The organism is Streptomyces sp. WAC07094, assembly GCF_036320405.1.
In the GTDB taxonomy this organism is placed as follows: Bacteria; Actinomycetota; Actinomycetes; order Streptomycetales; family Streptomycetaceae; genus Streptomyces; species Streptomyces lannensis.
On sequence record NZ_JAVMJZ010000001.1, the window covers coordinates 4,438,979 to 4,465,121 of the forward strand.

Consider the following 26,143-nt stretch of genomic DNA (forward strand, 5'->3'; position numbering starts at 1 on the left):
TCGGGGCTCCACCACGCCGAACCACGTGGCCGTACCGCACCTCCCCGGCCAGAATGGCCCGATGCGGTACAGGATCCTGGGCGTCGCCCAAGCAGAGGACGACCGGGGAACCCCAGTCCCCCTCGGCGGCCCCCGCGTGCGCGGCCTGCTCACCGCGCTCGCCCTGCGCGCCGGCCGTACCGCCACGCTCTCCGACCTGATCGACGAGGTGTGGGCCGACGATCCGCCGCTGGACGCCCCGGCCGCGCTCCAGGCCCTGGTCGGACGGCTCCGCAGGGTCGTCGGACGTGACGCCGTCACCTCCGAGCCCGGCGGCTACCGCCTCGTGGCCTCCCGCGACGCCGTCGACCTCTTCCTCTTCGAGGACCTCGTGCAGCGCGGCACCGCGGCCCTCGCCGAGGGCGACGCCCTGACGGCCGCCGGTGATCTGCGCGAGGCCCTGGCCCTGTGGCGCGGTCCCGCCCTCGCCGACCTCCCGGACCGTGGTGCCGCCGCACGTCCCGAGGCACTGCGCCTCGCGGCGAACCGGACCCGCATCGAGGCCGATCTGCGCCTGGGCCGCGCCGACGACGTCGTACCCGAGCTGACGGAGCTGACCTCGTCCCGTCCCTACGACGAGCCGTTGCACGCCCTCCTCATCCGCGCCCTGCGCGCCACGGGGCGTGCAGCGGACGCGCTCGCCGCGTACGAGGTCGTGCGTCGTGCGCTGGCGGACGGGCTGGGCGCCGACCCGGGTGCGGAACTGCAGTCGCTGCACGCCGAGCTGCTCTCCCCCGAGCCCTCCGAGCCCGTACCGTCGCCGCCCGTACGCCCCACCCTCGCCCCGGCGGCCTCCCGCGCCGCCCGCACGGGCAACCTCCGCCCGCGCCTGAACTCCTTCGTGGGCCGGGAGCCCGAACTCGACGCCATCCGCTCGGACTTGCGCAGGTCGCGCCTGGTCACCCTCACCGGCCCGGGAGGCTCGGGCAAGACCCGGCTCGCCGAGGAGGCCGCCGCCGGGCTGCCGCAGGCGTGGCTTGCCGAACTGGCCCCGCTGGACCGGCCCGAGGCGGTGCCGGCCGCGGTGGTGAGCGCGCTCGGTCTGCGTGAGACCGCGCTGATCACCAACGACATGGCGGTCCCCCACGACGATCCGGTCGCCCTGCTGGTCGAGTACTGCGCACCTCGCAGCGAACTCCTCGTCCTCGACAACTGCGAACATGTGATCGGCGCCGCGGCGGAGCTCGCGGAGACCCTTCTGACCCACTGCCCCGGGCTCACGATCCTCGCCACCAGCCGCGAGCCCCTCGGCGTGCCCGGCGAGTCGGTCCGCCCGGTCGAACCCCTGCCGCCCGACCCCGCGCACCGGCTCTTCATGGAGCGCGCGGCGGCCGTGCGCCCCGACGCCCCCGCGGCCCGCGACCCGGAGGCCGTCGACGAGATCTGCCGCCGCCTGGACGGTCTGCCCCTCGCCATCGAACTCGCGGCGGCCCGGCTCCGGTTGCTGACCCCACGGCAGATCGCCGACCGCCTCGACGACCGGTTCCGGCTTCTCACCTCCGGCAGCCGTACGGTGCTGCCCCGCCAGCAGACCCTGCGTGCGGTCGTCGACTGGTCCTGGGATCTGCTCGACGAGCGGGAGCGCACGGTGCTGCGCGAGGTCTCCGTCTTCGCCGGCGGCTGGGACCTGGCCGCCGCGGAGGCCGTGTGCACCGGACCCGCCGCCGACCTCGTCGGGGCGCTCGTGGACAAGTCCCTGATCGTCGCGGCCCCGTACGACGCGGACGGCGGCGGTATGCGCTACCGCATGCTGGAGACGATCCACGAGTACGCCGCCGAGCGGGCCACCGAGGTCCCCGAACTGCGTGCGGCGGCGGAGCGCCGGCACCGCCGATGGGTGCGGGCGCTCGTCGAGAAGGCCGAGCCGAGGCTGCGCTCCGCCGATCAACTCCCGTGGATCCAGAGGCTGGAGACCGAGCTGGACAACATCCGGACCGGGCTGCACCGGGCGATCGTGGCGGGCGCCGAGGAGGAGGCGGCGGCCGTCGCCCTCGCGACGGGCTGGTTCTGGTGGCTGCGCAACTTCCGCCGTGAGGGCGCCGAGTGGGTGGACCGCCTGCTGCGCCTCGGAGCGGTCCTGGACGCCCGCGCCGGCCATGACCCGGGCGCTCCCGCGCCGACGGCGGTCCCGCGCCGGGTCGGGACCGGGGACGCGGAGTCCTGCACCGCCTCCGCGGGGCGCCCCGCCGTCGACGCCTTCGAGGAGCTCGAGGCGGTCGACCCCGTCGACACGTTCCTCGCCCATGAGGACGCCGAGCGGGGGCACCCCCTCCATGCGCTGCGGATGAAACTGCGGATCCTGCACATGTTTCTGCTCGCCGAGTCGCGGCCGGCGGAATCGATGCGGAACGAGCGATCGCAGCGGTACGTCGCCCTGGTGCACGAGCACTTCTCGCGGGGAGGCCGGGACGCGGCCCGGCCGCCCGGCATCATCTGGCCGATGACCGCCTACTACCTGGGCGAACCGCACGACATCCGGCTCGCCATGGACGCGGCGCTCGCCAACTGCCGCAGGCACGGCGAGGACTGGGAGATCGGCGTCACCCTCATGCTCCGCACGCACGTCCTCGTCGACTCGCAGGGCGGTCTGCACGACGTGGACGGCGACCTCGCCGAACTCCGCCTGATCAGCCGCCGTGTGGGCGACCGCTGGATGCGTGCGCAGGTGTGCAGCGCGGCGGGCGAGGCGGCGATGGGGCGGGGCGACTTCCCCGAGGCGCAGGGCGAGTACGAGGAGGCGCTGCGGCTCGCCCACGAGGTGGGGGCATACGCGGAGACCCCGTTCCTCATCGCACGGCTCGGTGAGATCACGTACCGCGAAGGGAAGCGGGAGGACGCGCGGGCGGCGCTGGACGAGGCGAGCGATGCCGCCGATCGGTACGCAGTGCAGGACGCCCGCGCGTACGTGTCGCTGTTGCGCGCCCACATGGCGCTGGACGACAGGGAGACCGCCGTGGCGCGGGAGTGGTGGGAACGGGCGCGGGTGGAGATGTGGAGCGGCACACCGCCCCCGCAGTTCGTCGCCGCGCTGAACGGTGTCGACGCACTCGTCACCGTCGCCGAGTCGGGACCGGAGTCCGGTCTGCCCAAGCTGTCCGAGGCACTGCGCCAGGCGGTGTCGGGCCAGTGCGCGGAGGCGGTGACGGCGGGACTCGTGGACACCGCGGCCAACGTCCTGGGAAGCCTGGGCGCGCACGCCGACGCGGTCCGGCTGCTCGCCGCCGCGGACAGCTGGCGCGGTCCGTCGGTGCGGCCCGCACCGGAGTCCACGGAGGTCGAGCGGACACGGGAAGCGGCCCGGGACGCCCTCGGCCCTGCACGCTTCGACGCCGAACAGGCCAAGGGCTCCGCGTTCACGGCGGAGGACGTACTGGCGGACCTGGCGGAGGCATCCGCGCGCCATCCCGTCCGATGAGCCGGGCCCCGTCGTCCATGTGCGGGTGAACCGGGTCGTGGGAGCCCGGGACGGCCCCTGCCGGTGATCCCGTTCGTGGAGCACCGCCCGAGTTCGTGGGACGGCTCGCCGGGACGGATGATACGCGGTCGGTGTCCCGGGCGCGGACCGCACAGGATCCGCGCCCGGGGAGAGCCGACGAGCAAGGGCCCGGACGGAGCGCCGACCGGCTCAGGCCGGGCGGGAGCGCAGGCCCTCCAGCAGGATGTCGAGCAACCGGGCCGAGGCCGCCGCCTGCTGGGCCGGGTCCGGCAGCGACGGCGCCGCCGTCGCGATCACCAGCAGCACGTCGGCGACGGTGACGTCGGGCCGCAGTTCACCCGCGCCACGAGCCCGCTCGACGAGCTGACCGACGACCTCGAGGAGCGTGGCCGCACCGGCGTCGTCCTGCTCCGCGGCGGTCCGCTGCTCGACGAGCCGGAGCTCGGTGGCCGACGGGTAGCGCTGCTGCGGCACCCTCGCCTCGTCCACCAGCAGGGAGTCCGGCCCCTGCGGACCGTCCTCGGCCACTCCCACCCGCAGCACATGCGGCGGCAGCAGCCGACCCGCGCCCGACGCCACCGACGTCCGCAGGAAGCGCGAGAGCGCCGACCACGGCTCGTCCTCCTGGCCGAGCGCCGCCCTGGCCTGATCGGTCAGCCGGGAGGTCTCCTCCTCGGCTATCCGCCGCACCAGGACGTCCTTGCTCGGGAAGCGCCGGTACACCGTGCCGACGCCGACCCTGGCACGGCGCGCCACGTCCTCCATCGGCGCGCCGTAGCCCAGCTCGCCGAAGACCTCGCGGGCCGCCCGCAGTACATGTTCCAGGTTGCGCTGTGCGTCCACGCGCAGCGGTGTCGACCGAGCACCGTCCCCGCGTCCGTTCCCCGTGGCCGCGCTCATCGCGCCCGCCGGTCCGACGGCAGACGTGGACGGCCAATGAGAGTCCTGAATGTGCATAAGCGATCCCCCGGTGATGACGTCTCCCCCCGGAGACTTCCCGCCATTGGAAGCCGGTGTGCACGGAACCAGCGCCGTATGCGACCAGGTCCGCCCGTCGCGGGCCGGTCGAGCGCAACCCCTTACACCCCGTCGACACACGAACATAGTTGAGCAGGGGTCAATTCAGAAGGGGCAGGTTCCGCACAGAGCGCCCCCCGATCGGAGTACGGGGCGGTTACGTCCCGATTGATCCCCCGAACGACACCTCGCACGCACCTGCTGACCTGCGGTCCTTTCACACAGTCCGGCAATTCGGCCAACTCTGCCTCGTGCCGTTGTCCGGTCACACAATTTGCCGGGGCTGTGGACAAACTCCAGAGTCCGATGCGTCATGGGATGGTGACGGCTGCAACCCATCGGGGCACGCCCCCCGACCCCCCGAAGTGTGTGCGCATCCTCATCGTCGGCGGCGGCTACGTCGGCCTGTACACGGCCCTGCGTCTGCAACGCAGACTCAAGGCGGAACTCGCGTGCGGCGAGGCCGAGATCGTGGTGGTGTCGCCCGATCCGTACATGACGTACCAGCCCTTCCTGCCGGAGGCGGCCGCCGGCGCCATCTCGCCGCGCCATGTGGTCGTCCCGCTCCGGCGGGTCCTGGAAGGCTGCCGGGTCGTCGTCGGCGAGGTCACCTCCATCGACCACGCCAAGCGCACCGCCACGCTCGACACGCTCGCCACCGAGGAGACCGGGCAGACGGAGCAGCTGTCGTACGACGAACTCGTCCTCGCCCCGGGCTCCATCTCGCGCACGCTGCCGATTCCCGGTCTGGCCGAGCACGGCATCGGCTTCAAGACGGTCGAGGAGGCCATCGGGCTGCGCAACCACGTCATCGAGCAGATGGACATCGCCTCCTCCACGCGCGATCCCGAGATCCGCGACGCGGCCCTCACCTTCGTCTTCGTGGGGGGCGGATTCGCCGGCGTGGAGGCGCTCGGCGAGCTCGAGGACATGGCCCGTTACGCCGCGCGCTACTACCACAACGTCAAGCCCGAGGACATGAAGTGGATCCTCGTGGAGGCCTCCGACCGCATCCTGCCGGAGGTCGGCGAGGAGATGGGCCGCTACACGGTCAGTGAACTGCGCCGCCGCAACATCGACGTACGCCTGAAGACCCGGCTCGAGTCCTGCGTCGACCGGGTCGCCGTCCTCTCCGACGGCGCACGCTTCCCCGCGCGCACGGTCGTGTGGACCGCCGGAGTGAAACCGCACCCCGTGCTGGCCGCCACGGACCTTCCGCTGAACGGCCGCGGTCGCCTGAAGTGCACCCCCGAACTCACCGTGGACGGCGTCCGGCACGCCTGGGCCGCGGGCGACGCTGCGGCCGTCCCGGACGTCACCGCCGCCGAACCGGGCCAGGAGACCGCGCCCAACGCCCAGCACGCGGTGCGCCAGGCACGGGTGCTCGCCGACAACATCGTGCGCTCGCTGCGCGACCGGGCGCTGGAGACGTACGCGCACAAATACGTGGGCTCGGTCGCCTCCCTGGGACTGCACAAGGGTGTCGCCCACGTCTACGGGCGCAAGCTGAAGGGGTACCCTGCGTGGTTCATGCATCGCGTGTACCACCTCAGCAGGGTGCCCACCTTCAACCGCAAGGCGCGTGTGCTGGCCGAATGGACCCTGGCCGGGCTCTTCAAGCGGGAGATCGTCTCTCTCGGTTCACTCGAACACCCCCGCGCGGAGTTCGAACTTGCGGCCGGTGGAAAGCCTCCTGGGCACCCGAAGGGGTCGTCCTGACCGGATCCAGGAACTCCGCCGAAAGGGCCGACGTCTGACGGATGTCGGCCCGGTCGGGGAGACTGGTCCACGACCGTGGGCGGGCCGACCCTCGCCCGGGCGCATCCACCAGGCTTCCCCCGACTGGGCCGTACCCCCGGGGCGGGCCTCCGGACCGGACCCCGACCGGAACCGGAGCGGGCCGGAGACGACAACGACGAGGCAAGGAATCGGTGAACTTCACGCGCTGGAGCGCCCGGCTCCCCGGAACGCAGCGCCGCGCCGCAGCGCGGACCGAGCACACGGTCTCCCCGGATCGGCTGGGTGACGGCTCCGTGCCCGTGGCCCGCGCCGAGCGGCTCACCGACGACCCGCCGGGCGTGCCCGCCGTCGACGAGCTGCCGGCCCGAGAGGTCCTCGACCGGATCCCCGCCCTCGTCGCCCTCGTGCACGGCCCCGAGCACCGCATCGCCTATGTGAACGACGCCTATGTGGCGGCCTTCGGCGCGCGCCCCGTCGGTGAACCGGCGCGCGAGGCGCTGCCCGAGCTGGACGAGCTCGGGCTGCTCCCGCTGCTCGACCAGGTCCTGCGCAGCTCCAAGCCGCGCACGGTGAAGTCCCGCAAGGCGCCGAGCGGCCGTTCGTACACGTTCACGTGCACTCCGGTGGACGTGCCCGGCGACAGGGCCAGGGGCGTGCTCGTCTTCGCCGCCGACGTCACCGACCACGCCGAGGCCGCCGAACGGCTGCGGGCCAGCGAGCGCGAGCAGCGCAGAACCGCGGTGACCCTCCAGCGCTCCCTGCTGCCGCAGGAACTCGAAGAGCCCGACGACCTGCGCATCGCCGCCACCTACCAGCCGGGCGGCACGGAGGCGGCGGTCGGCGGCGACTGGTACGACGTGATCACGCTCGGCGGCGGCCGCACCGCACTGGTGATCGGCGACGTGATGGGCAGAGGGGTCCGCGCGGCCGCGGTGATGGGCCAACTGCGCACGGCCGTACGGGCGTACGCCCGTCTGGACCTCCCTCCGCACGAGGTGCTCCAGCTCCTCGACGGTCTGGCCCAGGAGATCGACCCCAACCAGATCGCGACCTGTGTGTACGCCATCCATGACCCGAACGAGGGACGTCTGGTCTACGCGTCGGCGGGTCACCTGCCGATCCTCGTGCGGGACGAGAGCGGAGTGGTGCTGCGCGCCGACGAGCCCACCGGGCCGCCGCTCGGCACCGGCGGCTGGATCCACGCGTCCGGCTCGGTACCGCTGGGCCCGGGCGCCACGGCCGTCCTGTACACGGACGGCCTGGTGGAGCGCAGGGACGCGGACCTCGACGATGGCATCGCGGCGCTGGAGAGCGCACTCGCGGGGGCCACGGGCACGCCGCAGGTGATCTGCGACCGCCTGTTGCGCTCGGCGGGCGTCACCGCGGGACACGACGACGACGTGGCGCTCCTGGTCCTCCAGCACCCGGCGAGACCGGGGCCGGACGGCGATCTGTTCCGCAACGCCGCCCTGGACCTGCTCGGGGGCGTCGAGGCGGCCCCGCGCGCGCGTGCGTTCGCCTCGGGCGTGCTGACGAGCTGGCGGTTCCCGACGGATCTGCACGACCTCGGCGTACTGGCCGCGAGCGAACTCGTCGCGAACTCCCTTCAGCACGGAGTCCCGCCGATGAGGCTGCGCCTCCGGCGCACGGACCGTCGGCTGATCATCGAGGTGACGGACGGCGACGACCATCTGCCCCGCCGTCGTCGCGCGGAGCCGGCGGACGAGGCGGGACGGGGCATCGCGATCGTGGCGACGATCGCCTCGAACTGGGGCTCGCGCCGGACGCCGGGCGGTGGCAAGGCCGTGTGGTGCGAGTTCGCGCTGCCCCGGGGAGCCGGCTGACCGCTGAGCGGGGCCGCCCAGGGGTGCGAAGCACCGTGTGGTCGTGCGCTCGCACCCCGGCCGGCTTCAGGGACCCGTCGCTCACGCGCAGGACGGGCTGACCTCCAGACCGTCCGTGCGACCCGGTGCCCCCTGGGCAACCACGCGGCTCCTCGAGGGGTGGTTCTGGGCGGGTGTGAGGCTGCGCCCGAGCCGGACCGCTAGGAACGTGATGCCCAGCGAGAACAGCAGGAACGTCACGACGTACGGCGCCGGCAGCGACGCGGCCAGCGGACCTCCGACCGCCGGGCCCACCGCCAGAGCAAGCTGCTTGACCAGGGCGAACGCCGAGTTGTACTGGCCCGCCATGCCCGACGGCGCAAGATCCGCGACCAGCGGGGCGAGCGTCGGCGACAGCATGGCCTCACCCAGCCCGAAGAGCGCGTACGTCGAGACGAAGGCGGCGGTCGCCATGGTCTTGCTGCCGTGCCCGAGACCCGCGTAGCCCGCGATCGCCCAGGCGACGGCCCAGAGGAGCCCGACGGCCGCGATCACCCGAGACCGTCGCCGCCGCTCGACGAACTTCAGCACGGCGAACTGCGCCACGACGATCACCATCGTGTTCGCCGCCAGCGCCGTGCCCAGCGCGGACGTGGAGACTCCGGCCGCCTCCACGCCGTACGCACTCAGTCCGGACTCGAACTGGCCGTAGCAGGCGAAGAACAGCACGAAGCCGAGTACACACAGCTGCACCATGGCGCGGTTGCCCAGCAACTGTTTCCAGCTCGACCGGCCGCCTCGCTGCGCGTCGGCCTCCGCCTGGGGCAGATGCGGGATCCGGACCGTCGCCATGATCACCGCGAGCAGCAGGAAGATCGCGGCCTCGACGGCGAACAGCAGGGTGAAGGACGAGGCGCGCGTGGTGTCGACGAGGTGCCCCCCGATCAGACCACCGACACCGAGCCCCAGGTTCTGCAGAAAGAACTGCATGGCGAAGGCACGCGACCGCGTCCGCGTGGTCGAGGAGTCCACGATCATCGTGGCCAGCGCGGGCTGCATCACCGCCTGCCCCGCACCGAGCAGCGCCGCCGAGACGAGTACGCGCACGGCGGTGGCGGCGAGGCCCAGGCTCAGGGCGCCGGCCGCGGCGACGACCAGGGCGGTGAGCAGCACCGGAAGGGGACCCCGCCGGACGATGGCCCGCCCGGCGAAGGGCAGGACGACAAGGGCGGCCACGGCGAACACGGCGAGCACGAGGCCCGCCGTCGCGGCACCGAGGTCGCGCACCTGGGCCACGTACACGTACAGATACGGGACGGTGAAGCCGAGGCCGAACGCGCTGAGTGCGTTGCCTACATGGATCCGGCGCATCGCTGCGCCCATCGCTCTGGTCACGTTCACCTGCCTTGGGAAGGAGGGACCGCCCGGAGTGCACGACCAGAAGGTCTCACCTCTGAAGCAGTTAACCCTGAAGACTTAGAAGCTAAAGTTGACCGTTTCAACATTACACTGTGAAGGACTTCAACGCCAAGCAGGTGCGTGCCATACTGCGGCCATGGGTGACACCCCCGGCGGCAGTGAGCCGACGCTCGACGAACAGATCGCCGCCTACCAGCGCGAATTCCAGGGTCTGGACCCGCAGGTGGAGAAGATCGTCTCCGCGCTGTCCCGGCTCAACCGCCGTATGAACGTCGCCTACGGCCGGCAGACGGCGGAGCTCGGGATCAGCAACGCCGAGTGGGAGGTGCTGAAGGCGCTGGTGCTGTCCGGCGCCCCGTACCGCATGGGTCCGAGCGACCTGGCCAAGCGGCTCGGCCTGACGCCGGCCGCCATGACCCACCGCATCGACCGCATGGTGAGCGAAGGGCTCGTCACCCGTGAGCGCGACGAGGCCAACCGCGTCCGGGTGATCGTGGAGCTGACCTCCGAGGGACGCGAGAAGTGGCTCGAAGCGATGCGCCTGGCCTCCCGCTTCGAGGAGGACCTCCTCCAGGACCTCTCCACCGAGGACCGTTCGGTCCTCGGTGAGGTGCTGACCCGCCTGTTGCGCCGGGTGGAGGACGCCCAGCCGGACGCCGGCGGACGCCTCAGCGACCTGGACTGACGCAGGCGGAGGTTTGGCGCTGCGTCGGCCCGGGCAGGCTTGACAGTCCAACCCCAGATCCGTAAAGTTCTCCGAGTTGCCACGAGGCTGTAACGCTTCTCCGGCAGCAACTCCCGCCGCGACAGCGGCAGTCAAACCACTCAGCAAGATCTCCCGATGGGATCGATTTCGGCGCGCCCGAATTCGATTTCTTCGGCGCGTGTCGACGCAGAACCACTCGAGATCCACTCGATTGGGAATCGCCGGAGAGATCCGCTAGGGTTTGGCGAGTCCGAACGGCCCAACAGCCGTAAGGGCAAACCCGGTTGACTGGGAGTCAGGCCCCGAAGGGAACTGAGGGATCTGATAGAGTCGACAACGCCGGAAAGGGAAACGCGAGAGCGTAAACCTGGAAAGCACCGAGGAAATCGGATCGCGAAATGGTCTGATAGAGTCGGAAACACCGAAGGGAAGCGCCCGGAGGAAAGCCCGAGAGGGTGAGTACGAAGGAAGCGTCCGTTCCTTGAGAACTCAACAGCGTGCCAAAAGTCAACGCCAGATATGTTGATACCCCGTCTCCGGTCATTCTGATCGGGGCGAGGTTCCTTTGAAATAACACAGCGAGGACGCTGTGGACCGGGGGGATTATTCCTCTTCCTGGTTCCGCTCTCGTGGTGTTCGACCGGATATCCGGTAAACATTCACGGAGAGTTTGATCCTGGCTCAGGACGAACGCTGGCGGCGTGCTTAACACATGCAAGTCGAACGATGAAGCCCTTCGGGGTGGATTAGTGGCGAACGGGTGAGTAACACGTGGGCAATCTGCCCTGCACTCTGGGACAAGCCCTGGAAACGGGGTCTAATACCGGATACGAGCCTCCCGGGCATCTGGGAGGTTGGAAAGCTCCGGCGGTGCAGGATGAGCCCGCGGCCTATCAGCTTGTTGGTGAGGTAACGGCTCACCAAGGCGACGACGGGTAGCCGGCCTGAGAGGGCGACCGGCCACACTGGGACTGAGACACGGCCCAGACTCCTACGGGAGGCAGCAGTGGGGAATATTGCACAATGGGCGAAAGCCTGATGCAGCGACGCCGCGTGAGGGATGACGGCCTTCGGGTTGTAAACCTCTTTCAGCAGGGAAGAAGCGAAAGTGACGGTACCTGCAGAAGAAGCGCCGGCTAACTACGTGCCAGCAGCCGCGGTAATACGTAGGGCGCAAGCGTTGTCCGGAATTATTGGGCGTAAAGAGCTCGTAGGCGGCTTGTCGCGTCGATTGTGAAAGCCCGGGGCTTAACTCCGGGTCTGCAGTCGATACGGGCAGGCTAGAGTGTGGTAGGGGAGATCGGAATTCCTGGTGTAGCGGTGAAATGCGCAGATATCAGGAGGAACACCGGTGGCGAAGGCGGATCTCTGGGCCATTACTGACGCTGAGGAGCGAAAGCGTGGGGAGCGAACAGGATTAGATACCCTGGTAGTCCACGCCGTAAACGGTGGGCACTAGGTGTTGGCGACATTCCACGTCGTCGGTGCCGCAGCTAACGCATTAAGTGCCCCGCCTGGGGAGTACGGCCGCAAGGCTAAAACTCAAAGGAATTGACGGGGGCCCGCACAAGCGGCGGAGCATGTGGCTTAATTCGACGCAACGCGAAGAACCTTACCAAGGCTTGACATACACCGGAAACATCCAGAGATGGGTGCCCCCTTGTGGTCGGTGTACAGGTGGTGCATGGCTGTCGTCAGCTCGTGTCGTGAGATGTTGGGTTAAGTCCCGCAACGAGCGCAACCCTTGTCCCGTGTTGCCAGCAGGCCCTTGTGGTGCTGGGGACTCACGGGAGACCGCCGGGGTCAACTCGGAGGAAGGTGGGGACGACGTCAAGTCATCATGCCCCTTATGTCTTGGGCTGCACACGTGCTACAATGGCCGGTACAATGAGCTGCGATACCGTGAGGTGGAGCGAATCTCAAAAAGCCGGTCTCAGTTCGGATTGGGGTCTGCAACTCGACCCCATGAAGTCGGAGTCGCTAGTAATCGCAGATCAGCATTGCTGCGGTGAATACGTTCCCGGGCCTTGTACACACCGCCCGTCACGTCACGAAAGTCGGTAACACCCGAAGCCGGTGGCCCAACCCCTCGGGGAGGGAGCTGTCGAAGGTGGGACTGGCGATTGGGACGAAGTCGTAACAAGGTAGCCGTACCGGAAGGTGCGGCTGGATCACCTCCTTTCTAAGGAGCATCTAGCTGCCGCAAGGCGGCCAGAGCCACTACGTCGGCGAATGATCGACGGTGGTCAGCTCATGGGTGGAACGTTGACTATTCGGCACTCTTGGATGGATGAGGACGTTAGTACTGCTTCGGCGTGGAACGCGGATCTTGTCGGCGAGGGTGTCGGGCACGCTGTTGGGTGTCTGAGGGTGCGAGCGCTGCTCGTCCTTCGGCGCCGACCCCGGTAAAAGTCTGCTTCGGTGGGCTGTGACGGGTGGTTGGTCGTTGTTTGAGAACTGCACAGTGGACGCGAGCATCTGTGGCCAAGTTTTTAAGGGCGCACGGTGGATGCCTTGGCACCAGGAACCGATGAAGGACGTGGGAGGCCGCGATAGTCCCCGGGGAGTCGTCAACCAGGCTTTGATCCGGGGGTTTCCGAATGGGGAAACCCGGCAGTCGTCATGGGCTGTCACCCGCTGCTGAACTCATAGGCAGTGTGGAGGGAACGAGGGGAAGTGAAACATCTCAGTACCCTCAGGAAGAGAAAACAACCGTGATTCCGGGAGTAGTGGCGAGCGAAACCGGATGAGGCCAAACCGTATACGTGTGAGACCCGGCAGGGGTTGCGTGTGCGGGGTTGTGGGTTCTTTCTTCTGCGGTCTGCCGGCCGTGGGACGAGTCAGAAACCGTTGATGTAGACGAAGGACATGCGAAAGGTCCGGCGTAGAGGGTAAGACCCCCGTAGTCGAAACGTCAGCGGCTCGTTTGGAAGATACCCAAGTAGCACGGGGCCCGAGAAATCCCGTGTGAATCTGGCGGGACCACCCGCTAAGCCTAAATATTCCCTGGTGACCGATAGCGGATAGTACCGTGAGGGAATGGTGAAAAGTACCCCGGGAGGGGAGTGAAATAGTACCTGAAACCGTGTGCCTACAAGCCGTGGGAGCACTTTGGTGTGACTGCGTGCCTTTTGAAGAATGAGCCTGCGAGTTTGCGGTGTGTTGCGAGGTTAACCCGTGTGGGGTAGCCGTAGCGAAAGCGAGTCCGAATAGGGCGTTGGAGTAGCACGCTCAAGACCCGAAGCGGAGTGATCTAGCCATGGGCAGGTTGAAGCGGAGGTAAGACTTCGTGGAGGACCGAACCCACCAGGGTTGAAAACCTGGGGGATGACCTGTGGTTAGGGGTGAAAGGCCAATCAAACTCCGTGATAGCTGGTTCTCCCCGAAATGCATTTAGGTGCAGCGTCGTGTGTTTCTTGCCGGAGGTAGAGCACTGGATAGGCGATGGGCCCTACCGGGTTACTGACCTTAGCCAAACTCCGAATGCCGGTAAGTGAGAGCGCGGCAGTGAGACTGTGGGGGATAAGCTCCATGGTCGAGAGGGAAACAGCCCAGAGCATCGACTAAGGCCCCTAAGCGTACGCTAAGTGGGAAAGGATGTGGAGTCGCACAGACAACCAGGAGGTTGGCTTAGAAGCAGCCACCCTTGAAAGAGTGCGTAATAGCTCACTGGTCTAGTGATTCCGCGCCGACAATGTAGCGGGGCTCAAGCGTACCGCCGAAGTCGTGTCATTGCAGCATATAGCCCTAACGGGTGTTGTGATGGGTAGGGGAGCGTCGTCTGCCGGGTGAAGCAGCACCGGAAGGTAGTTGTGGACGGTTGACGAGTGAGAATGCAGGCATGAGTAGCGATTCACACGTGGGAAACGTGTGCGCCGATTGACTAAGGGTTCCTGGGTCAAGCTGATCTGCCCAGGGTAAGTCGGGACCTAAGGCGAGGCCGACAGGCGTAGTCGATGGATAACCGGTTGATATTCCGGTACCCGCTGTGAAGCGTCAAACATCGAACCTTCTGATGCTAAGGCCGTGAAGCCGTCCTGGATCCTTCGGGTGAAGGGGAGTGGTGGAGCCGCCGGTCCAAGGTGGTAGTAGGTGAGTGATGGGGTGACGCAGGAAGGTAGTCCATCCCGGGCGGTGGTTGTCCCGGGGTAAGGGTGTAGGCCGTGTGATAGGTAAATCCGTTGCACTTGTGGCTGAGACCTGATGCCGAGCCGATTGTGGTGAAGTGGATGATCCTATGCTGTCGAGAAAAGCCTCTAGCGAGTTTCATGGCGGCCCGTACCCTAAACCGACTCAGGTGGTCTGGTAGAGAATACCGAGGCGTTCGGGTGAACTATGGTTAAGGAACTCGGCAAAATGCCCCCGTAACTTCGGGAGAAGGGGGGCCACACCTGGTGATGATCTTTACGGTCTGAGCTGGGGGTGGCCGCAGAGACCAGCGAGAAGCGACTGTTTACTAAAAACACAGGTCCGTGCGAAGCCGTAAGGCGATGTATACGGACTGACGCCTGCCCGGTGCTGGAACGTTAAGGGGACCGGTTAGCTCACTTTCGGGTGGGCGAAGCTGAGAACTTAAGCGCCAGTAAACGGCGGTGGTAACTATAACCATCCTAAGGTAGCGAAATTCCTTGTCGGGTAAGTTCCGACCTGCACGAATGGCGTAACGACTTCTCGACTGTCTCAACCATAGGCCCGGTGAAATTGCACTACGAGTAAAGATGCTCGTTTCGCGCAGCAGGACGGAAAGACCCCGGGACCTTTACTACAGTTTGATATTGGTGTTCGGTTCGGCTTGTGTAGGATAGCTGGGAGACTGTGAAGCTTGGACGCCAGTTCAGGTGGAGTCGTCGTTGAAATACCAGTCTGGTCGTGCTGGATGTCTAACCCGGGTCCGTGATCCGGATCGGGGACAGTGTCTGATGGGTAGTTTAACTGGGGCGGTTGCCTCCTAAAGGGTAACGGAGGCGCCCAAAGGTTCCCTCAGCCTGGTTGGCAATCAGGTGTTGAGTGTAAGTGCACAAGGGAGCTTGACTGTGAGACCGACGGGTCGAGCAGGGACGAAAGTCGGGACTAGTGATCCGGCGGTGGCTTGTGGAAGCGCCGTCGCTCAACGGATAAAAGGTACCCCGGGGATAACAGGCTGATCTTCCCCAAGAGTCCATATCGACGGGATGGTTTGGCACCTCGATGTCGGCTCGTCGCATCCTGGGGCTGGAGTCGGTCCCAAGGGTTGGGCTGTTCGCCCATTAAAGCGGTACGCGAGCTGGGTTTAGAACGTCGTGAGACAGTTCGGTCCCTATCCGCTGTGCGCGTAGGAGTCTTGAGAAGGGCTGTCCCTAGTACGAGAGGACCGGGACGGACGAACCTCTGGTGTGCCAGTTGTTCTGCCAAGGGCATGGCTGGTTGGCTACGTTCGGGAGGGATAACCGCTGAAAGCATCTAAGCGGGAAGCCTGCTTCGAGATGAGGACTCCCACCCACTTGATGGGGTAAGGCTCCCAGTAGACGACTGGGTTGATAGGCCGGATCTGGAAGCACGGTAACGTGTGGAGGTGACCGGTACTAATAGGCCGAGGGCTTGTCCATAGAGGCTCGCGTCCACTGTGTTGGTTCTGAAACCACGAACAGCCCCGCCCATTGTTGTGGGTGGTGTGGCGTTCTGTTTCGTAGTGTTTCGGTGGTCATAGCGTGAGGGAAACGCCCGGTTACATTCCGAACCCGGAAGCTAAGCCTTTCAGCGCCGATGGTACTGCAGGGGGGACCCTGTGGGAGAGTAGGACACCGCCGAACAAATATTGAGAAAGAGCCCCAACTCCGGGTGGATACCCGTGAGTTGGGGCTCTTTCGCGTTTCCGGCTCCGCTTGCCGGCGTTCACTGATCATGTGCGGCCGGGGCTCCGCGGAAAATTGGGGCGCATCTGCCGCGTGCGGCCGTTAGCGTGGCCGCATGTCTCACGTCATCCGATCCATACGTCCCGAGGACTGGCCCGCCGCGAAGAAGCTGCGGCTCGCCGCGCTCCAGGACCCGGTCGCCCATCTCGCGTTCCTGGAGACCTACGAGGACGCGCTCGCCAAGCCGGACTCGTTCTGGCAGGAGCGGGCGGCGGGAGCCGCGGAAGGGGAGACCGGAGCCCAGCAGATCATCGCCGAGGCACCGGACGGAACATGGGCGGGCACCTTGACCGTGCTGCTCGAGGAGGCCGGCACGACGGACTGGGCCGGGTTCGATGTGGACCGGAGACAGGGACATGTCGTCGCCGTGTTCGTGCGGCCCGGGCACCGCGGAACCGGGCTGACCAAAGCGCTGTTCGACGCCGGTCTGGAGTGGGCGTGGGGACGCGGTGCCGAGCGCGTGCGGCTCATCGTCCACGAGGACAACGTGCGGGCCAGGGCCTTCTACCGCAAGGCGGGGTTCGTGCCGAGCGGGGTCACCGTACCGCTGTCCGGGGACGGTGAGGACTCGGAACTGGAGATGGTGATCGAGCGGTACTAGTGGCTCTGCACCGGCAGGTCGTACTGCGGCCAGCGTGCGCGGGCCTGTTCGCGTGAGCGGAGCAGGGCCAGGGTCGGCAGGCCGCGGACTTCTCCGGTGGAGAGCAGCTCGGGGAGCTGTGGGAGCGGGGCCACGGCTGCCACGTCGTCCAGGACGAGGGTGAGTGGTGGGTCGAGGCGACCGGAGGATGACCGTTCGGCCATGCGCCGGCCGCGCTCGACCACGCTGGAGGAGAGGGCCGTCAGCAGGGGCATGGCGCCGGGGTGCTGCCTGGGGTCCTCGATGGATTCACCCACCACATAAAGCGTGCCCCCTTCGTTGACGAAGGAATCCAAGGCAAGGCTGTCACTTCGGTTGGATGTGCATGCCTCGCGGATATTGACCGTGAAGAGGCAGGACAGGGCACGCGCCGTCAGCTCCTGTGCCACGTCCTTGCGTTCGGGATGCGAGGTGAGCGCCGCCTCCAGCTCGCCGGCCGAGCCTGACGCAGCCTTGGGGTTCGTCCGCAGTACCCGTACCGTCTCCTGGACCTGGGTGCCCTGGGCCCAGCGGTGGATGTGCCGGATGGTGCGGCCGTCGACGGCCGCCGCGTGGAGATAGCTCCGCAGGAGCGTTTCCGCGACGTCCGCGACCGCCTGGTCGATACGGGCCGTGGGTCGGACCGGAGCGAGCAGCGCGACGGCTCGGGCCGCCGCGGTCGTCTTGTCCTCGCAGCCGGCGGACGGTGCCCAGTGGAGCCGGGCCGGGGTGTCGCACAGGTGCGAGGGGTCGTAGAGGAGGACCGGGCCGAGCTTCGCGCGGGCATCCTTGGTCTCGGACCACAGTGCGGGGTTCGAGGTGACGACCAGGACGGGTCCTTCGGCGTCGCGTACCGACTGGGCGGCGACGGGATGACGGACGTCGGGCGCGCCGAGGACCACGGACGCGGGCGTCAAGGAGGTGGACGGTGAGGCTCCGAGGCCGCTCCGCTCGCTCACCACGCCGACGTGCCCGGCGGTCCTGACGGGCTCCGCAGTGGCGGCGGCGGGCTGTTCGAGGGTGGTCCGGACGGGTGCCTGTGCCGGAGCCGTGGGCTCGGGGTCATGGTGCTCCCCCGCACCGGGGCGTGGGGTGGGAACCGGTGCCGGATCGGCGACGAGGGCCGTGCCGGCGTCCCGGGCCGAGACGTCCGGGACGGGGCTCGGTGGCCCCGCGACCCGTGCCGGTGACAGGGCTTGAACGGGCGCGGCCCTGCGGCGCGCCCGTACCGCCTTCCAGCGTGCCACCGTGCCGATCGCAAAGACGGTGAGCACGAACAGCACCATCAGTTCGCCTATGAACAGGCCCCAGAACAGCCCGTAGCCGGAGAGCTGGTCCGCGGGGGTGTTGGGCCACGCGGCCGCGATGTCGTGCGGCTCGGCGATCAGATGGCGCATCGCCACCGGTGTGTTGCTGAGCCCGACGCCATGGGGCCATGCGCCCTGCGCGAACCAGCCGGAGAGGCCGGTGGCCGACCACACCATCAGCGTCACACCGAGCAGAAAGGCCAGTACACCCACCAACAGACCGTCGGAGACGCCGCCCTGGCCGTCCCGCTGCTCCTTGCCTGGTCTCATCGGGACCCCATGTCTATGCCACCGTGGACTCGGACGAGCCGTCCATGTCGCTCAGCCGCTGCTCCATGAATGCTGCCGCGCGCTCTTCCGCCTCCAACTCCGCCGCGCGCAGGGCGTCGTCCGTCTGCCGGTCGCTGGACGACTCCGTCATGGCGCGGTCGGTGAACACGAGCGGCCGCTCGGACTCCGTGACCAGGTGCTTGACGACCTGGACGTTGCCGTTGACGTCCCAGACCGCGATGCCCGGTGTCAGCGTCGGGATGATCTCCACAGCCCATCGTGGCAGGCCGAGAACGCGGCCGGTCGCCCGTGCCTCGTCCGCCTTCTGGGCATAAATCGTCCTGGTGGAGGCCATCTTCAGGATGGCGGCGGCCTCCTTGGCGGCGGCCCCGTCCACCACGTCGCTGAGGTGGTGGACGACCGCCACGAAGGACAGGCCGAGCCGTCGCCCGAACTTCAGCAGCCGCTGGAACAGCTGGGCCACGAACGGGCTGTTGATGATGTGCCAGGCCTCCTCGACCAGGAAGATGCGCTTCTTCCGGTCGGGACGGATCCAGGTGTGCTCCAGCCACACGCCCACGATCGCCATCAGGATCGGCATGGCGATCGAGTTGCGGTCGATGTGGGACAGGTCGAACACGATCAGCGGCGCGTCCAGGTCGATGCCGACCGTCGTGGGCCCGTCGAACATGCCCCGCAGGTCGCCGTCGACGAGACGGTCCAGGACCAGCGCCACGTCCAGGCCCCAGGCCCGGACGTCGTCGAGGGCGACGTTCATCGCCTCGGCCGACTCGGGCTCGGGGTGGCGCAGCTGCTCGACGATGTCCATCAGCACCGGCTGGCGCTCGACGATGGTCTCGTTGACGTAGGCGTGGGCGACCTTCAGGGCGAAGCCGGAGCGCTCGTCCAGGCCGTGTCCCATCGCGACCTCGATGATCGTGCGGAGCAGGGCGAGCTGTCCCGTCGTCGTGATCGAGGGGTCCAGCGGATTGAGCCGGATGCCGTGGTCGAGCGCAGCCGTCGGGTCGAGCCGGATCGGCGTTATGCCCAGCTCCTCCGCGATCAGGTTCCACTCGCCGACGCCGTCCTCGCCCTGCGCGTCGAGGACCACGACCTGCCGGTCCCGGAACCGCAGCTGGCGCAGGACGTACGTCTTCTCCAGGGCCGACTTGCCGTTGCCGGATTCGCCGAGGACCAGCCAGTGCGGAGCGGGGAGCTGCTGACCGTAGAGCTGGAAGGGGTCGTAGATGTATCCCTTCCCGGAGTACACCTCGCGGCCGATGATCACGCCGGAGTCGCCGAGTCCCGGTGCGGCCGTCGGCAGGTAGACGGCCTGGGCCTGGCCCGTGGAGGTGCGGACGGGCAGCCGGGTGGTCTCGACCTTGCCGAAGAGGAAGGACGTGAAGGCGTCGGTCAGGACGGACAGCGGATCCCGCATCAGGTCCTTACCTCCGAATGCCGGTGGCGAAGGGGAGCGTGTTGACGAAGGCGCGGTGGTGCTCGCGGTCGCACCACTCCAGCTTCAGATAGGACTTGCCGGCCGAGGCCCGGATCGTCCGCTTGTCCCGGGCAAGGGCCTCCGGGGAACGGGCGGACACGGTGATGTAGCCGACCAGGTTGACGCCGGCCGCACCGCTCGCGAGGTCCTCGCCCCGCTGGTCCAGACGGGAGTGGGAGGCGATGTCGCGGGGGTCGACGGTGCGGTTCATCTTGGCGGCGCGGCTGGCCTCCGCCTCGTCGTTCGTCTTCTCGGTCAGCATGCGCTCGATGGCGACCTCGGTGGGTTCGAGGTCCATGGTGACGGCGACCGTGCGGATGACGTCCGGGGTGTGGACCAGGAGGGGCGCCAGGAAGTTCACGCCGACCGGCGTCATGGGCCACTCCTTGACCCACGCGGTGGCGTGGCACCAGGGTGCCCGCGTCGACGACTCCCGGGTCTTGGCCTGGAGGTAGGTGGGCTCCATGGCGTCGAGTTCGGCGGGCCAGGCGTTGCGCCTCGTCATCGCCTGGATGTGGTCGATGGGGTGGTCGGGGTCGTACATGGAGTGGATGAGGGAGGCGAGCCGCCCCTGTCCGAGGGGCTGCCGTACGCGGATGTCGGCTTCCTGGAGCCGCGAGCAGATGTCGGTGAGCTCGCGTGCCATGACGACCGCGAGGCCCGCGTCCCGGTCGACCTTCCTGCCGCCCTGCGGGCGTGCGGCCCGCGCCATGGTGTGGGCCTCGGCCGCCAGTTCACGGGTGTAGTGCATGCAGGCCACGAGGTAGGCGCGGTGCTGCTCGCTGCTGGTGGACACCATGGACTGGAGCTGGTCGTAGGACTGCCGCAGCCATGTGGGAGCGCGTTCGTCGCCGCGCTGGGCGACGTCCTTCGCGTGTGCGTCCGGGTCCGCGGGCAGGGTCCGGGCGAGCATCTGGAGGCGGGTGACGAAGCCGTCGCCGTTCGCCACGTGCTTGAGGAGCGTGCCGAAGCGGTCGACGAGGGCCTCCTGGTCCTCGCTGTCGCGCAGGCCCACGCCGGGACCCTCGATCTCGATGGCGGCGGTCACGGTCCGCCGGTCGGCGTGCAGCAGTACGGCGATCTCGTCGGGCCCGAACGGGGCGGCGAGCCAGCTGATGCGCCCGATGCCCGGGGGCGGTCCGATCTCGACCTCGCGTCCGTCGAAGGCGGTGCCGGCCTCCATCACGCTGCTTCGGTACGTCGTTCCCTGCCGCAGCGTCCTCTTGTACGTGCGGTTGATCTCGAACCACCTGTAGAACGTGCGGTGCTTGTAGGGGATGTACACGGCGGCCAGGGCGAGCAGCGGAAAACCCATCAGGAGCACGATACGCAGCGCGAGGAAGGGGACGAGGAGGCCGCACATCATGCCGAGGAACGCGCCCGCGATGATCAGCACGATCTCGCCGGACTCGCGGTTGCGGCCGATGATCGCGTTCGGCCGGGCGCGGCCGATCAGATATGTCCGGCGGGGCGTGACCGGATGCGACAGGTGGGACTCGGTCGTCAACGCCCTTCACCTCCCGTGCGGTTGGTACTGCTGTTGCGGGTCCTGCCGGCGTGCGGAGTGTCGGCCGGGCTGGTACGCGGTGGGGGCGTGGCGGGGACGGATCCGCCGCCGGGGGCGCGGGTGCTGTGCGCGGCCACACCGCCGGACACCGGGTTTGCGGGGCGCGGCGGTTGGTTGCCGCCACCGCCGCCGTTGCTGTCGGCGCGTGTGCTGTGGGTCTTGATGCCCTGGGCGACGAGGGTCGCCGGGGAGCTGATGACGGCGGCGGCCTTGCGCTCGGCGCCCTGCATGATGCGGTTGCTGCGGGAGGCGGCGATCTCGTCGCCGAAGCCGGGCACGAACCGGTAGATCATGGCGCTCGCGAAGATGGCGAGCAGGATGATGGCGAGCCCGGAGACCACGGCTGCCAGGGAGTCGGGTCCGTTGTCCGTGGCCAGCGCTCCCGCGAGCCCGAGCACTATGACGATGACCGGCTTGACCAGGATCACCGCGATCATGATCCCGGCCCAGCGGCGGACGTGGCCCCAGAGGTTCTTGTCGACGAGGCCGGAGTAGACGACGACGCCGAGGAGGGCGCCGACGTACAGCAGGACGGCCCGCAGGAACAGTTCCAGGTAGAGGACGCCCGCCGCGAGGATCGACACGAGCGACACCAGGATCAGCATGATGGGGCCGCCGCCGATGTTCGACCCCTTGCTGAGCGCGCCGGAGAACGCGCCGAAGAACGTGGTGGTCTGGTCGCCGGTCGCCTTGGCGAGGACGTCACTGACGCTGTCGGTCGCGGAGACCACCGTGTAGAGGACCAGCGGGGTGAAGGCCGAGGCCAGCACGGTGAGCCAGAGGAAGCCGACCGCTTCCGAGAGGGCGGTGGTGAGCGGGACGCCGCGCACGGCCCTCTTGGCGACGGCCAGCAGCCACAGCAGGAGGGTGAGGATGGTCGACGCGGCGAAGACGATCTCGTACTGGTGCAGGAACTGCTGGTTGGTGAAGTCGACGCTGGCGGTCTCCTTCACGGCCTCGCTGAGCTTGTCCACGGTCCAGGACGCGGCGTTGGCACAGCCCTTGGCGAGGGAGGAGAGGGGGTCGAGGGGATCGGTCAGGGTATCGGGACCGGGTCCTCCGGAGGTGTCGCCGTTTTCGCAGTATTGCTTGGCGGGGCCGATGAGGAGGTCGCACGGATCGTTCGATGTCGTGGGAGTAGGCGTCGGCGACGGTGCGGCCGAAGCCTGCGCAGCCAGCGGAATGGTCAGCGTCTGGGCGGCGGCCACTACAGCCGCGAATTTGAGTACGAAGCGCGGGCTACCGGGCATATGTGAACCCTCCGTACTCCTCGATGGCCTTGCTGATCTCGTCGGACGTTGCGGCCTTGTCGTCGCCGGGCACGGGGGCGGGGCCGTCGGTCTGGGAATCTCTGACGATCTTCCAATCACCGTCGAGCCACTGCAGGTCGAAATTCCACGTCTTCCAGGTTGAGCTGACCGGATCGATCGAGCCCTGACCGGACATGCCGATGAGGCCCATGTACCACACCGAGACCTTGGCGTTGTCGGGGGTGTAATGCGTGCTCCTGGTGCCAACGGGGACTGTCCGCGACACGAAGGTGCTTCCTGCCGGCGCGTTGCCGTTGGCATCCAGCCCCAACTTGGCAAGGAAATCCGTCGAGTAGGCCTGATCCATCGGGCTTTGAAGCTTGCCCGCCGCGGTCGGCGTATAGATGGCGTCGACGATGCTGTGCCGACTCTCCTCGTTGAACATGCCGTCGGACCCCAACACCACCGCATAGTTCGCCGCAGCCGACGCCGCCCCCTGTTGGTCGTGGGCGAAGCCCGAGGGGATGCCGGACGACTTCGACTTGACCGGGCGTGTGCCGGAGGCAGCCGTCGCGGACGTGTTCGGCTTGTTGTCGCCGCTGTCCGAAGAGGAGTCCCCTCCCCCGCGGTTCGCGAAGGCGATCGCCGCGATCAGGAGGACCACCACGCCGACGACCGTCACCAGGCTGCGGGACGACGACCGGCCCCGCCGGGCGCCCCCGTACACGTCACCGGCCCGCTCGGGCAGCCGCGTGCGGGTCTGTCCCACCCCGCCGTACTGTTCGTCGCCCCCGCGGGAGGCACCGTCATCGAGATTCACGCCGCGCACGCCCCCTCGACCTCGTAGCCGATTCGCATTTCGTGTCGGAACTCGTAGAAGTACGACGGTAGCCGTGCTGGCTTCCGCGCGGGCGCGGTGTGGTGACTCGACATCTGGGGAACGCAACCTCAGCCGGTGGGCGCGACGGACGGGTGGGTCGGAGGGTGGGAACCCTGCGCACCCGGGCGGGGACTGATGGTGCGTCAGGGTCGTGGTGGTCCGGGGCGGGGTCTAGACGGCCATGCCGTACACGATCGTGAAAAGCGTGCCGAGCGAGCCGATGATGAAAACCCCGGTCAGGCCCGCGATGATGAGGCCCTTGCCCTGCTCGGCGCTGAACGTGTCGCGCAGGGCCGTTGCGCCGATGCGCTGTTTCGCCGCGCCCCAGATCGCGATCGCCAGGCAGAGGAGGATGGCGATGGCCATCACGACCTCGACCATCACGCGAGCCTCGTTGCCCAGGCTGCCGAAAGGACCCCAGTCTGGGGCGATACCGCCGATGATCGTGTTGATGTCGCCTTTTGCGGCCGCGAGATACATGTAAGTCACCGCCCCTAGTGGGTAGTTCCGTACCCCTGCCACCGTCGCAGAGGTCAGGGTCATTGTCGCTGACGATGGCGCTGTCGCATGTCGACTTGGCGTCATTGATTGGCGGGTTTCGTACGTGTCCCTTGCCATCGGCCCGCGCGGGACCCTCTCGGGGGCGTGGGACGGTTCACCGAGGGGCATCTGGTCACTCTGTGTATCATGCCTGGTCACGCCGGGCAATGAGGGTCGGGCGGAACCTCCGGTGCGGCTCCGTCGGTGACCTCCTCCGTGCAGCGAGGACCTGGATCGACCCGCGACGCGGCCCGGACGTGTTGACCGTTCCGTCGGGGTGTCACCCGTACGAGCGGAAGGCTATCGCTGGACGGCGGAACGGGCCGCGGCCGGGTGCCGTGGCCCGTTCCGCCGGTGCGCCGGCGGACGGGGTCCCCACGACCCCCGCCGCCGGCCTCCCCGGTGGCCGGAGGTCAGCCCGTCGGGTCCGCGACGACTGCCGGGTGCTCGGTCTCAACCGCCTTACGGAGAAGGCGGGAGGGCGCGATGTCCGCCGGGCGGCCCCTCACGGGCCGGTCGTTGGCGGCAGTGCGGGTCGGGATGCCGTCGCAGAAGCGGTACTTGGCGAGGGCGGCCGGTGTGCTCGCGCAGTCGTGTGCGCCGGCTCGGGTGTCGCGTTCGTTCGTCCGGGGGGAGCGGGGCGGGCGCAACGTACGGCCTCCTGAGCATGCGGTGACAGGGGCGGTGAGGGCATGTGCCGCGCGCCGGTGCGGTGGTTCCGGCGACGGCTCGGCGGCCCGTGGACGACGATGACTTGTTGCGTCCGCGACAACAAGAGATCTCGGGAATCCTGACGTCCCCCTTACCGAACGAGGGCGGTGCCTTACGTGTCGATGGCCGCTCGATGGCGGTCCGCTGGGCACGGCTTGACCGGACTCCCGGGAGATGTGACGCATTTCCCCGCGGGGCCCGCGCGTGTCCGCCAGGCGAGCCGCCGGGCACGCCCGTTTTCGATTGTTCAGCACTCGCTTATATAAGCGCATGCTGATATCTTGCCTCCCATGCACGCATTCGATGTGCTCGGAGACCCTGTGCGCCGCAGGATCCTCGAACTGCTGGCCGACGGGGAGATGACGTCCGGGTCGGTCTGCGAGGTCATCACGGCGGAGTTCGGGATATCGCAACCCGGTGTCTCCCAGCATCTGAAGGTGCTGCGCGAGAACGGGTTCGCGACGGTGCGACCCGAGGGGACGCGACGCCTGTACGCGGTGAACTCCGAGCCGCTGCGGGACGTCGACGAGTGGATCGGGCGCTTCCGGCGCTTCTGGGCCCCTCGGCTGGACGCGCTGGAGACGGAGTTGGCACGGGGGAAGCGGGAGCGCCGCCTCGGGCGCCGGACGGGAGAGAGTGAGGGCTGACGACATGGACGTCACGCACGAGATCAATGTGGTACGGCGGCAGGTGGGCCGGCGGGAGTTCAAGGCGGGCGAGGCGCGGGTGGTGACGGTCTCGCGGACGTACGGCACCTCGCTCGACGACCTCTGGGACGCCTGTACGAACCCCGAGCGCATTCCGCGCTGGTTCCTGCCGGTCTCCGGAGAGCTCCGCGTCGGCGGGCGTTTTCAGCTCGAGGGCAACGCGGGCGGCACCATCGAGCGCTGCGATCCGCCGAAGAGCTTCTTCGCGACGTGGGAGTACGGCGATGAGGTGAGCTGGATCGAGCTGCGCCTGACGCCGGTCGAGGACGGCGGGACACGGTTCGAACTCGAGCACATCGCGCATGTGGACGACGAGCGCTGGGCGGAGTTCGGCCCGGGGGCCGTGGGCGTGGGCTGGGACACCGGTCTGCTGGGCCTTTCGCGGTACCTGGCGACCGGGGCCTCGATGGACCCCGCGGAGGGCATGGCGTGGCTGATGTCCGACGAGGGCCGCCGCTACGTGACGCTGAGCAGCGAGGCCTGGCGGGAGGCGAACGTGGCGTCCGGTGAGCCGGAGGAGTCGGCGCGCGCCGCGGCGGAACGGACTACGGCGGCCTACACGGGCGGCTAGACCCCGCGTCCGAGAGGGCTCGCCGTGCCGGTGGTCGGCCCGGTCGCGCATACGTGCGGAAGCCCTTCGGGGGAGGAGTCGTGAGTCCCACCGGTGCGTCCGAAAGGGGGACGCGGCAACCGGCGGCGTGCCCGTGCCGACCTGCGGCGACA

General features: G+C 68.2%; 15 protein-coding genes and 3 rRNA genes. 10 read left to right on the forward strand and 8 right to left on the reverse strand.

What is annotated here, in order from left to right; translation table 11 throughout:
* Positions 1 to 61 precede the first annotated feature (61 nt).
* Positions 62 to 3,454 carry a BTAD domain-containing putative transcriptional regulator gene (locus RCR19_RS19570; RefSeq protein ID WP_331266316.1) on the forward strand — a complete coding sequence of 1,131 codons (3,393 nt, stop codon included), beginning with the start codon at positions 62 to 64 and terminating at the stop codon, positions 3,452 to 3,454.
* A 210-nt stretch (positions 3,455 to 3,664) separates the two neighbouring features.
* Here the strand turns inward: RCR19_RS19570 and RCR19_RS19575 are convergent, their stop codons facing one another.
* A complete protein-coding gene (locus RCR19_RS19575) occupies positions 3,665 to 4,432 on the reverse strand; it encodes a helix-turn-helix domain-containing protein (protein ID WP_331266317.1) in 768 nt (255 codons plus the stop codon).
* A gap of 378 nt (positions 4,433 to 4,810) precedes the next feature.
* Here RCR19_RS19575 and RCR19_RS19580 point away from each other — a divergent pair, with 378 nt between their 5' ends.
* Positions 4,811 to 6,211, forward strand: coding sequence for an NAD(P)/FAD-dependent oxidoreductase (locus tag RCR19_RS19580; RefSeq protein WP_331266318.1), 1,401 nt, complete (start codon positions 4,811 to 4,813; stop codon positions 6,209 to 6,211).
* 212 nt (positions 6,212 to 6,423) lie between these two features.
* Complete coding sequence (locus RCR19_RS19585) at positions 6,424 to 8,076, forward strand: SpoIIE family protein phosphatase (protein WP_331266319.1); 1,653 nt, start codon at positions 6,424 to 6,426, stop codon at positions 8,074 to 8,076.
* An 81-nt stretch (positions 8,077 to 8,157) separates the two neighbouring features.
* Here RCR19_RS19585 and RCR19_RS19590 read toward each other — a convergent pair whose 3' ends face one another.
* Positions 8,158 to 9,438, reverse strand: a complete 1,281-nt coding sequence (locus tag RCR19_RS19590; protein WP_331269493.1) for an MFS transporter — start codon at positions 9,436 to 9,438, stop codon at positions 8,158 to 8,160.
* Positions 9,439 to 9,610: 172 nt separating this feature from the next.
* Here RCR19_RS19590 and RCR19_RS19595 point away from each other — a divergent pair, with 172 nt between their 5' ends.
* The 5 genes from RCR19_RS19595 to RCR19_RS19615 all read left to right on the forward strand — a co-directional run bounded on the left by RCR19_RS19595 (position 9,611) and on the right by RCR19_RS19615 (position 16,672).
* Positions 9,611 to 10,159: a MarR family transcriptional regulator gene (locus tag RCR19_RS19595; RefSeq protein WP_331266320.1), complete on the forward strand. Its 549-nt coding sequence runs from the start codon at positions 9,611 to 9,613 to the stop codon at positions 10,157 to 10,159.
* 679 nt (positions 10,160 to 10,838) lie between these two features.
* Positions 10,839 to 12,362 (forward strand): 16S ribosomal RNA (locus RCR19_RS19600).
* A 300-nt stretch (positions 12,363 to 12,662) separates the two neighbouring features.
* Positions 12,663 to 15,765 (forward strand): 23S ribosomal RNA (locus tag RCR19_RS19605).
* An 87-nt stretch (positions 15,766 to 15,852) separates the two neighbouring features.
* Positions 15,853 to 15,969, forward strand: a 5S ribosomal RNA gene (gene rrf / locus RCR19_RS19610).
* Together the 16S, 23S and 5S rRNA genes form the textbook arrangement of a ribosomal RNA operon.
* 157 nt (positions 15,970 to 16,126) lie before the next feature.
* A complete protein-coding gene (locus tag RCR19_RS19615) occupies positions 16,127 to 16,672 on the forward strand; it encodes a GNAT family N-acetyltransferase (RefSeq protein WP_331266321.1) in 546 nt (181 codons plus the stop codon).
* Here RCR19_RS19615 and RCR19_RS19620 read toward each other — a convergent pair.
* The 6 genes from RCR19_RS19620 to RCR19_RS19645 form a co-directional block, all read right to left on the reverse strand.
* Positions 16,669 to 18,267, reverse strand: coding sequence for a type VI secretion protein (locus RCR19_RS19620; protein ID WP_331266322.1), 1,599 nt, complete (start codon positions 18,265 to 18,267; stop codon positions 16,669 to 16,671). The genes RCR19_RS19615 and RCR19_RS19620 overlap by 4 nt on opposite strands.
* 13 nt (positions 18,268 to 18,280) lie before the next feature.
* Entirely contained in the window at positions 18,281 to 19,705 is a 1,425-nt protein-coding gene (locus tag RCR19_RS19625) for an ATP-binding protein (RefSeq protein WP_331266323.1), read from the reverse strand.
* Positions 19,706 to 19,712: 7 nt separating this feature from the next.
* Positions 19,713 to 21,272: an SCO6880 family protein gene (locus RCR19_RS19630; RefSeq protein ID WP_331266324.1), complete on the reverse strand. Its 1,560-nt coding sequence runs from the start codon at positions 21,270 to 21,272 to the stop codon at positions 19,713 to 19,715.
* Entirely contained in the window at positions 21,269 to 22,582 is a 1,314-nt protein-coding gene (locus RCR19_RS19635; protein ID WP_331266325.1) for a hypothetical protein, read from the reverse strand. Before RCR19_RS19635 ends, RCR19_RS19630 begins: the two co-directional genes overlap by 4 nt.
* Entirely contained in the window at positions 22,572 to 23,411 is an 840-nt protein-coding gene (locus RCR19_RS19640; RefSeq protein ID WP_331266326.1) for a hypothetical protein, read from the reverse strand. The genes RCR19_RS19635 and RCR19_RS19640 overlap by 11 nt, the downstream gene beginning before the upstream one ends.
* A gap of 222 nt (positions 23,412 to 23,633) precedes the next feature.
* Positions 23,634 to 23,942 carry a hypothetical protein gene (locus tag RCR19_RS19645; protein ID WP_059126903.1) on the reverse strand — a complete coding sequence of 103 codons (309 nt, stop codon included), beginning with the start codon at positions 23,940 to 23,942 and terminating at the stop codon, positions 23,634 to 23,636.
* Positions 23,943 to 25,003: 1,061 nt separating this feature from the next.
* Between RCR19_RS19645 and RCR19_RS19650 the strand changes: the two genes are divergently transcribed.
* Both RCR19_RS19650 and RCR19_RS19655 read left to right on the forward strand, forming a co-directional pair.
* Positions 25,004 to 25,360 carry a metalloregulator ArsR/SmtB family transcription factor gene (locus RCR19_RS19650; RefSeq protein WP_220293552.1) on the forward strand — a complete coding sequence of 119 codons (357 nt, stop codon included), beginning with the start codon at positions 25,004 to 25,006 and terminating at the stop codon, positions 25,358 to 25,360.
* 4 nt (positions 25,361 to 25,364) lie between these two features.
* Positions 25,365 to 25,991 (forward strand): SRPBCC family protein, encoded by a 627-nt coding sequence (locus tag RCR19_RS19655; RefSeq protein ID WP_331266327.1) that lies wholly within the window; start codon positions 25,365 to 25,367, stop codon positions 25,989 to 25,991.
* The last annotated feature ends 152 nt before the right edge of the window (positions 25,992 to 26,143 follow it).

What these genes read in the sequence shown, in the direction of transcription:
- RCR19_RS19570 (WP_331266316.1), top strand. Translation starts at nt 62, where the DNA reads ATGCGGTACAGGATCCTGGGCGTCGCCCAAGCAGAGGACGACCGGGGA.
- RCR19_RS19575 (WP_331266317.1), bottom strand. Translation starts at nt 4,432, where the DNA reads ATGCACATTCAGGACTCTCATTGGCCGTCCACGTCTGCCGTCGGACCG.
- RCR19_RS19580 (WP_331266318.1), top strand. Translation starts at nt 4,811, where the DNA reads ATGGTGACGGCTGCAACCCATCGGGGCACGCCCCCCGACCCCCCGAAG.
- RCR19_RS19590 (WP_331269493.1), bottom strand. Translation starts at nt 9,438, where the DNA reads ATGGGCGCAGCGATGCGCCGGATCCATGTAGGCAACGCACTCAGCGCG.
- RCR19_RS19595 (WP_331266320.1), top strand. Translation starts at nt 9,611, where the DNA reads ATGGGTGACACCCCCGGCGGCAGTGAGCCGACGCTCGACGAACAGATC.
- RCR19_RS19615 (WP_331266321.1), top strand. Translation starts at nt 16,127, where the DNA reads ATGTCTCACGTCATCCGATCCATACGTCCCGAGGACTGGCCCGCCGCG.
- RCR19_RS19620 (WP_331266322.1), bottom strand. Translation starts at nt 18,267, where the DNA reads ATGAGACCAGGCAAGGAGCAGCGGGACGGCCAGGGCGGCGTCTCCGAC.
- RCR19_RS19625 (WP_331266323.1), bottom strand. Translation starts at nt 19,705, where the DNA reads ATGCGGGATCCGCTGTCCGTCCTGACCGACGCCTTCACGTCCTTCCTC.
- RCR19_RS19635 (WP_331266325.1), bottom strand. Translation starts at nt 22,582, where the DNA reads ATGCCCGGTAGCCCGCGCTTCGTACTCAAATTCGCGGCTGTAGTGGCC.
- RCR19_RS19645 (WP_059126903.1), bottom strand. Translation starts at nt 23,942, where the DNA reads ATGTATCTCGCGGCCGCAAAAGGCGACATCAACACGATCATCGGCGGT.
- RCR19_RS19650 (WP_220293552.1), top strand. Translation starts at nt 25,004, where the DNA reads ATGCACGCATTCGATGTGCTCGGAGACCCTGTGCGCCGCAGGATCCTC.
- RCR19_RS19655 (WP_331266327.1), top strand. Translation starts at nt 25,365, where the DNA reads ATGGACGTCACGCACGAGATCAATGTGGTACGGCGGCAGGTGGGCCGG.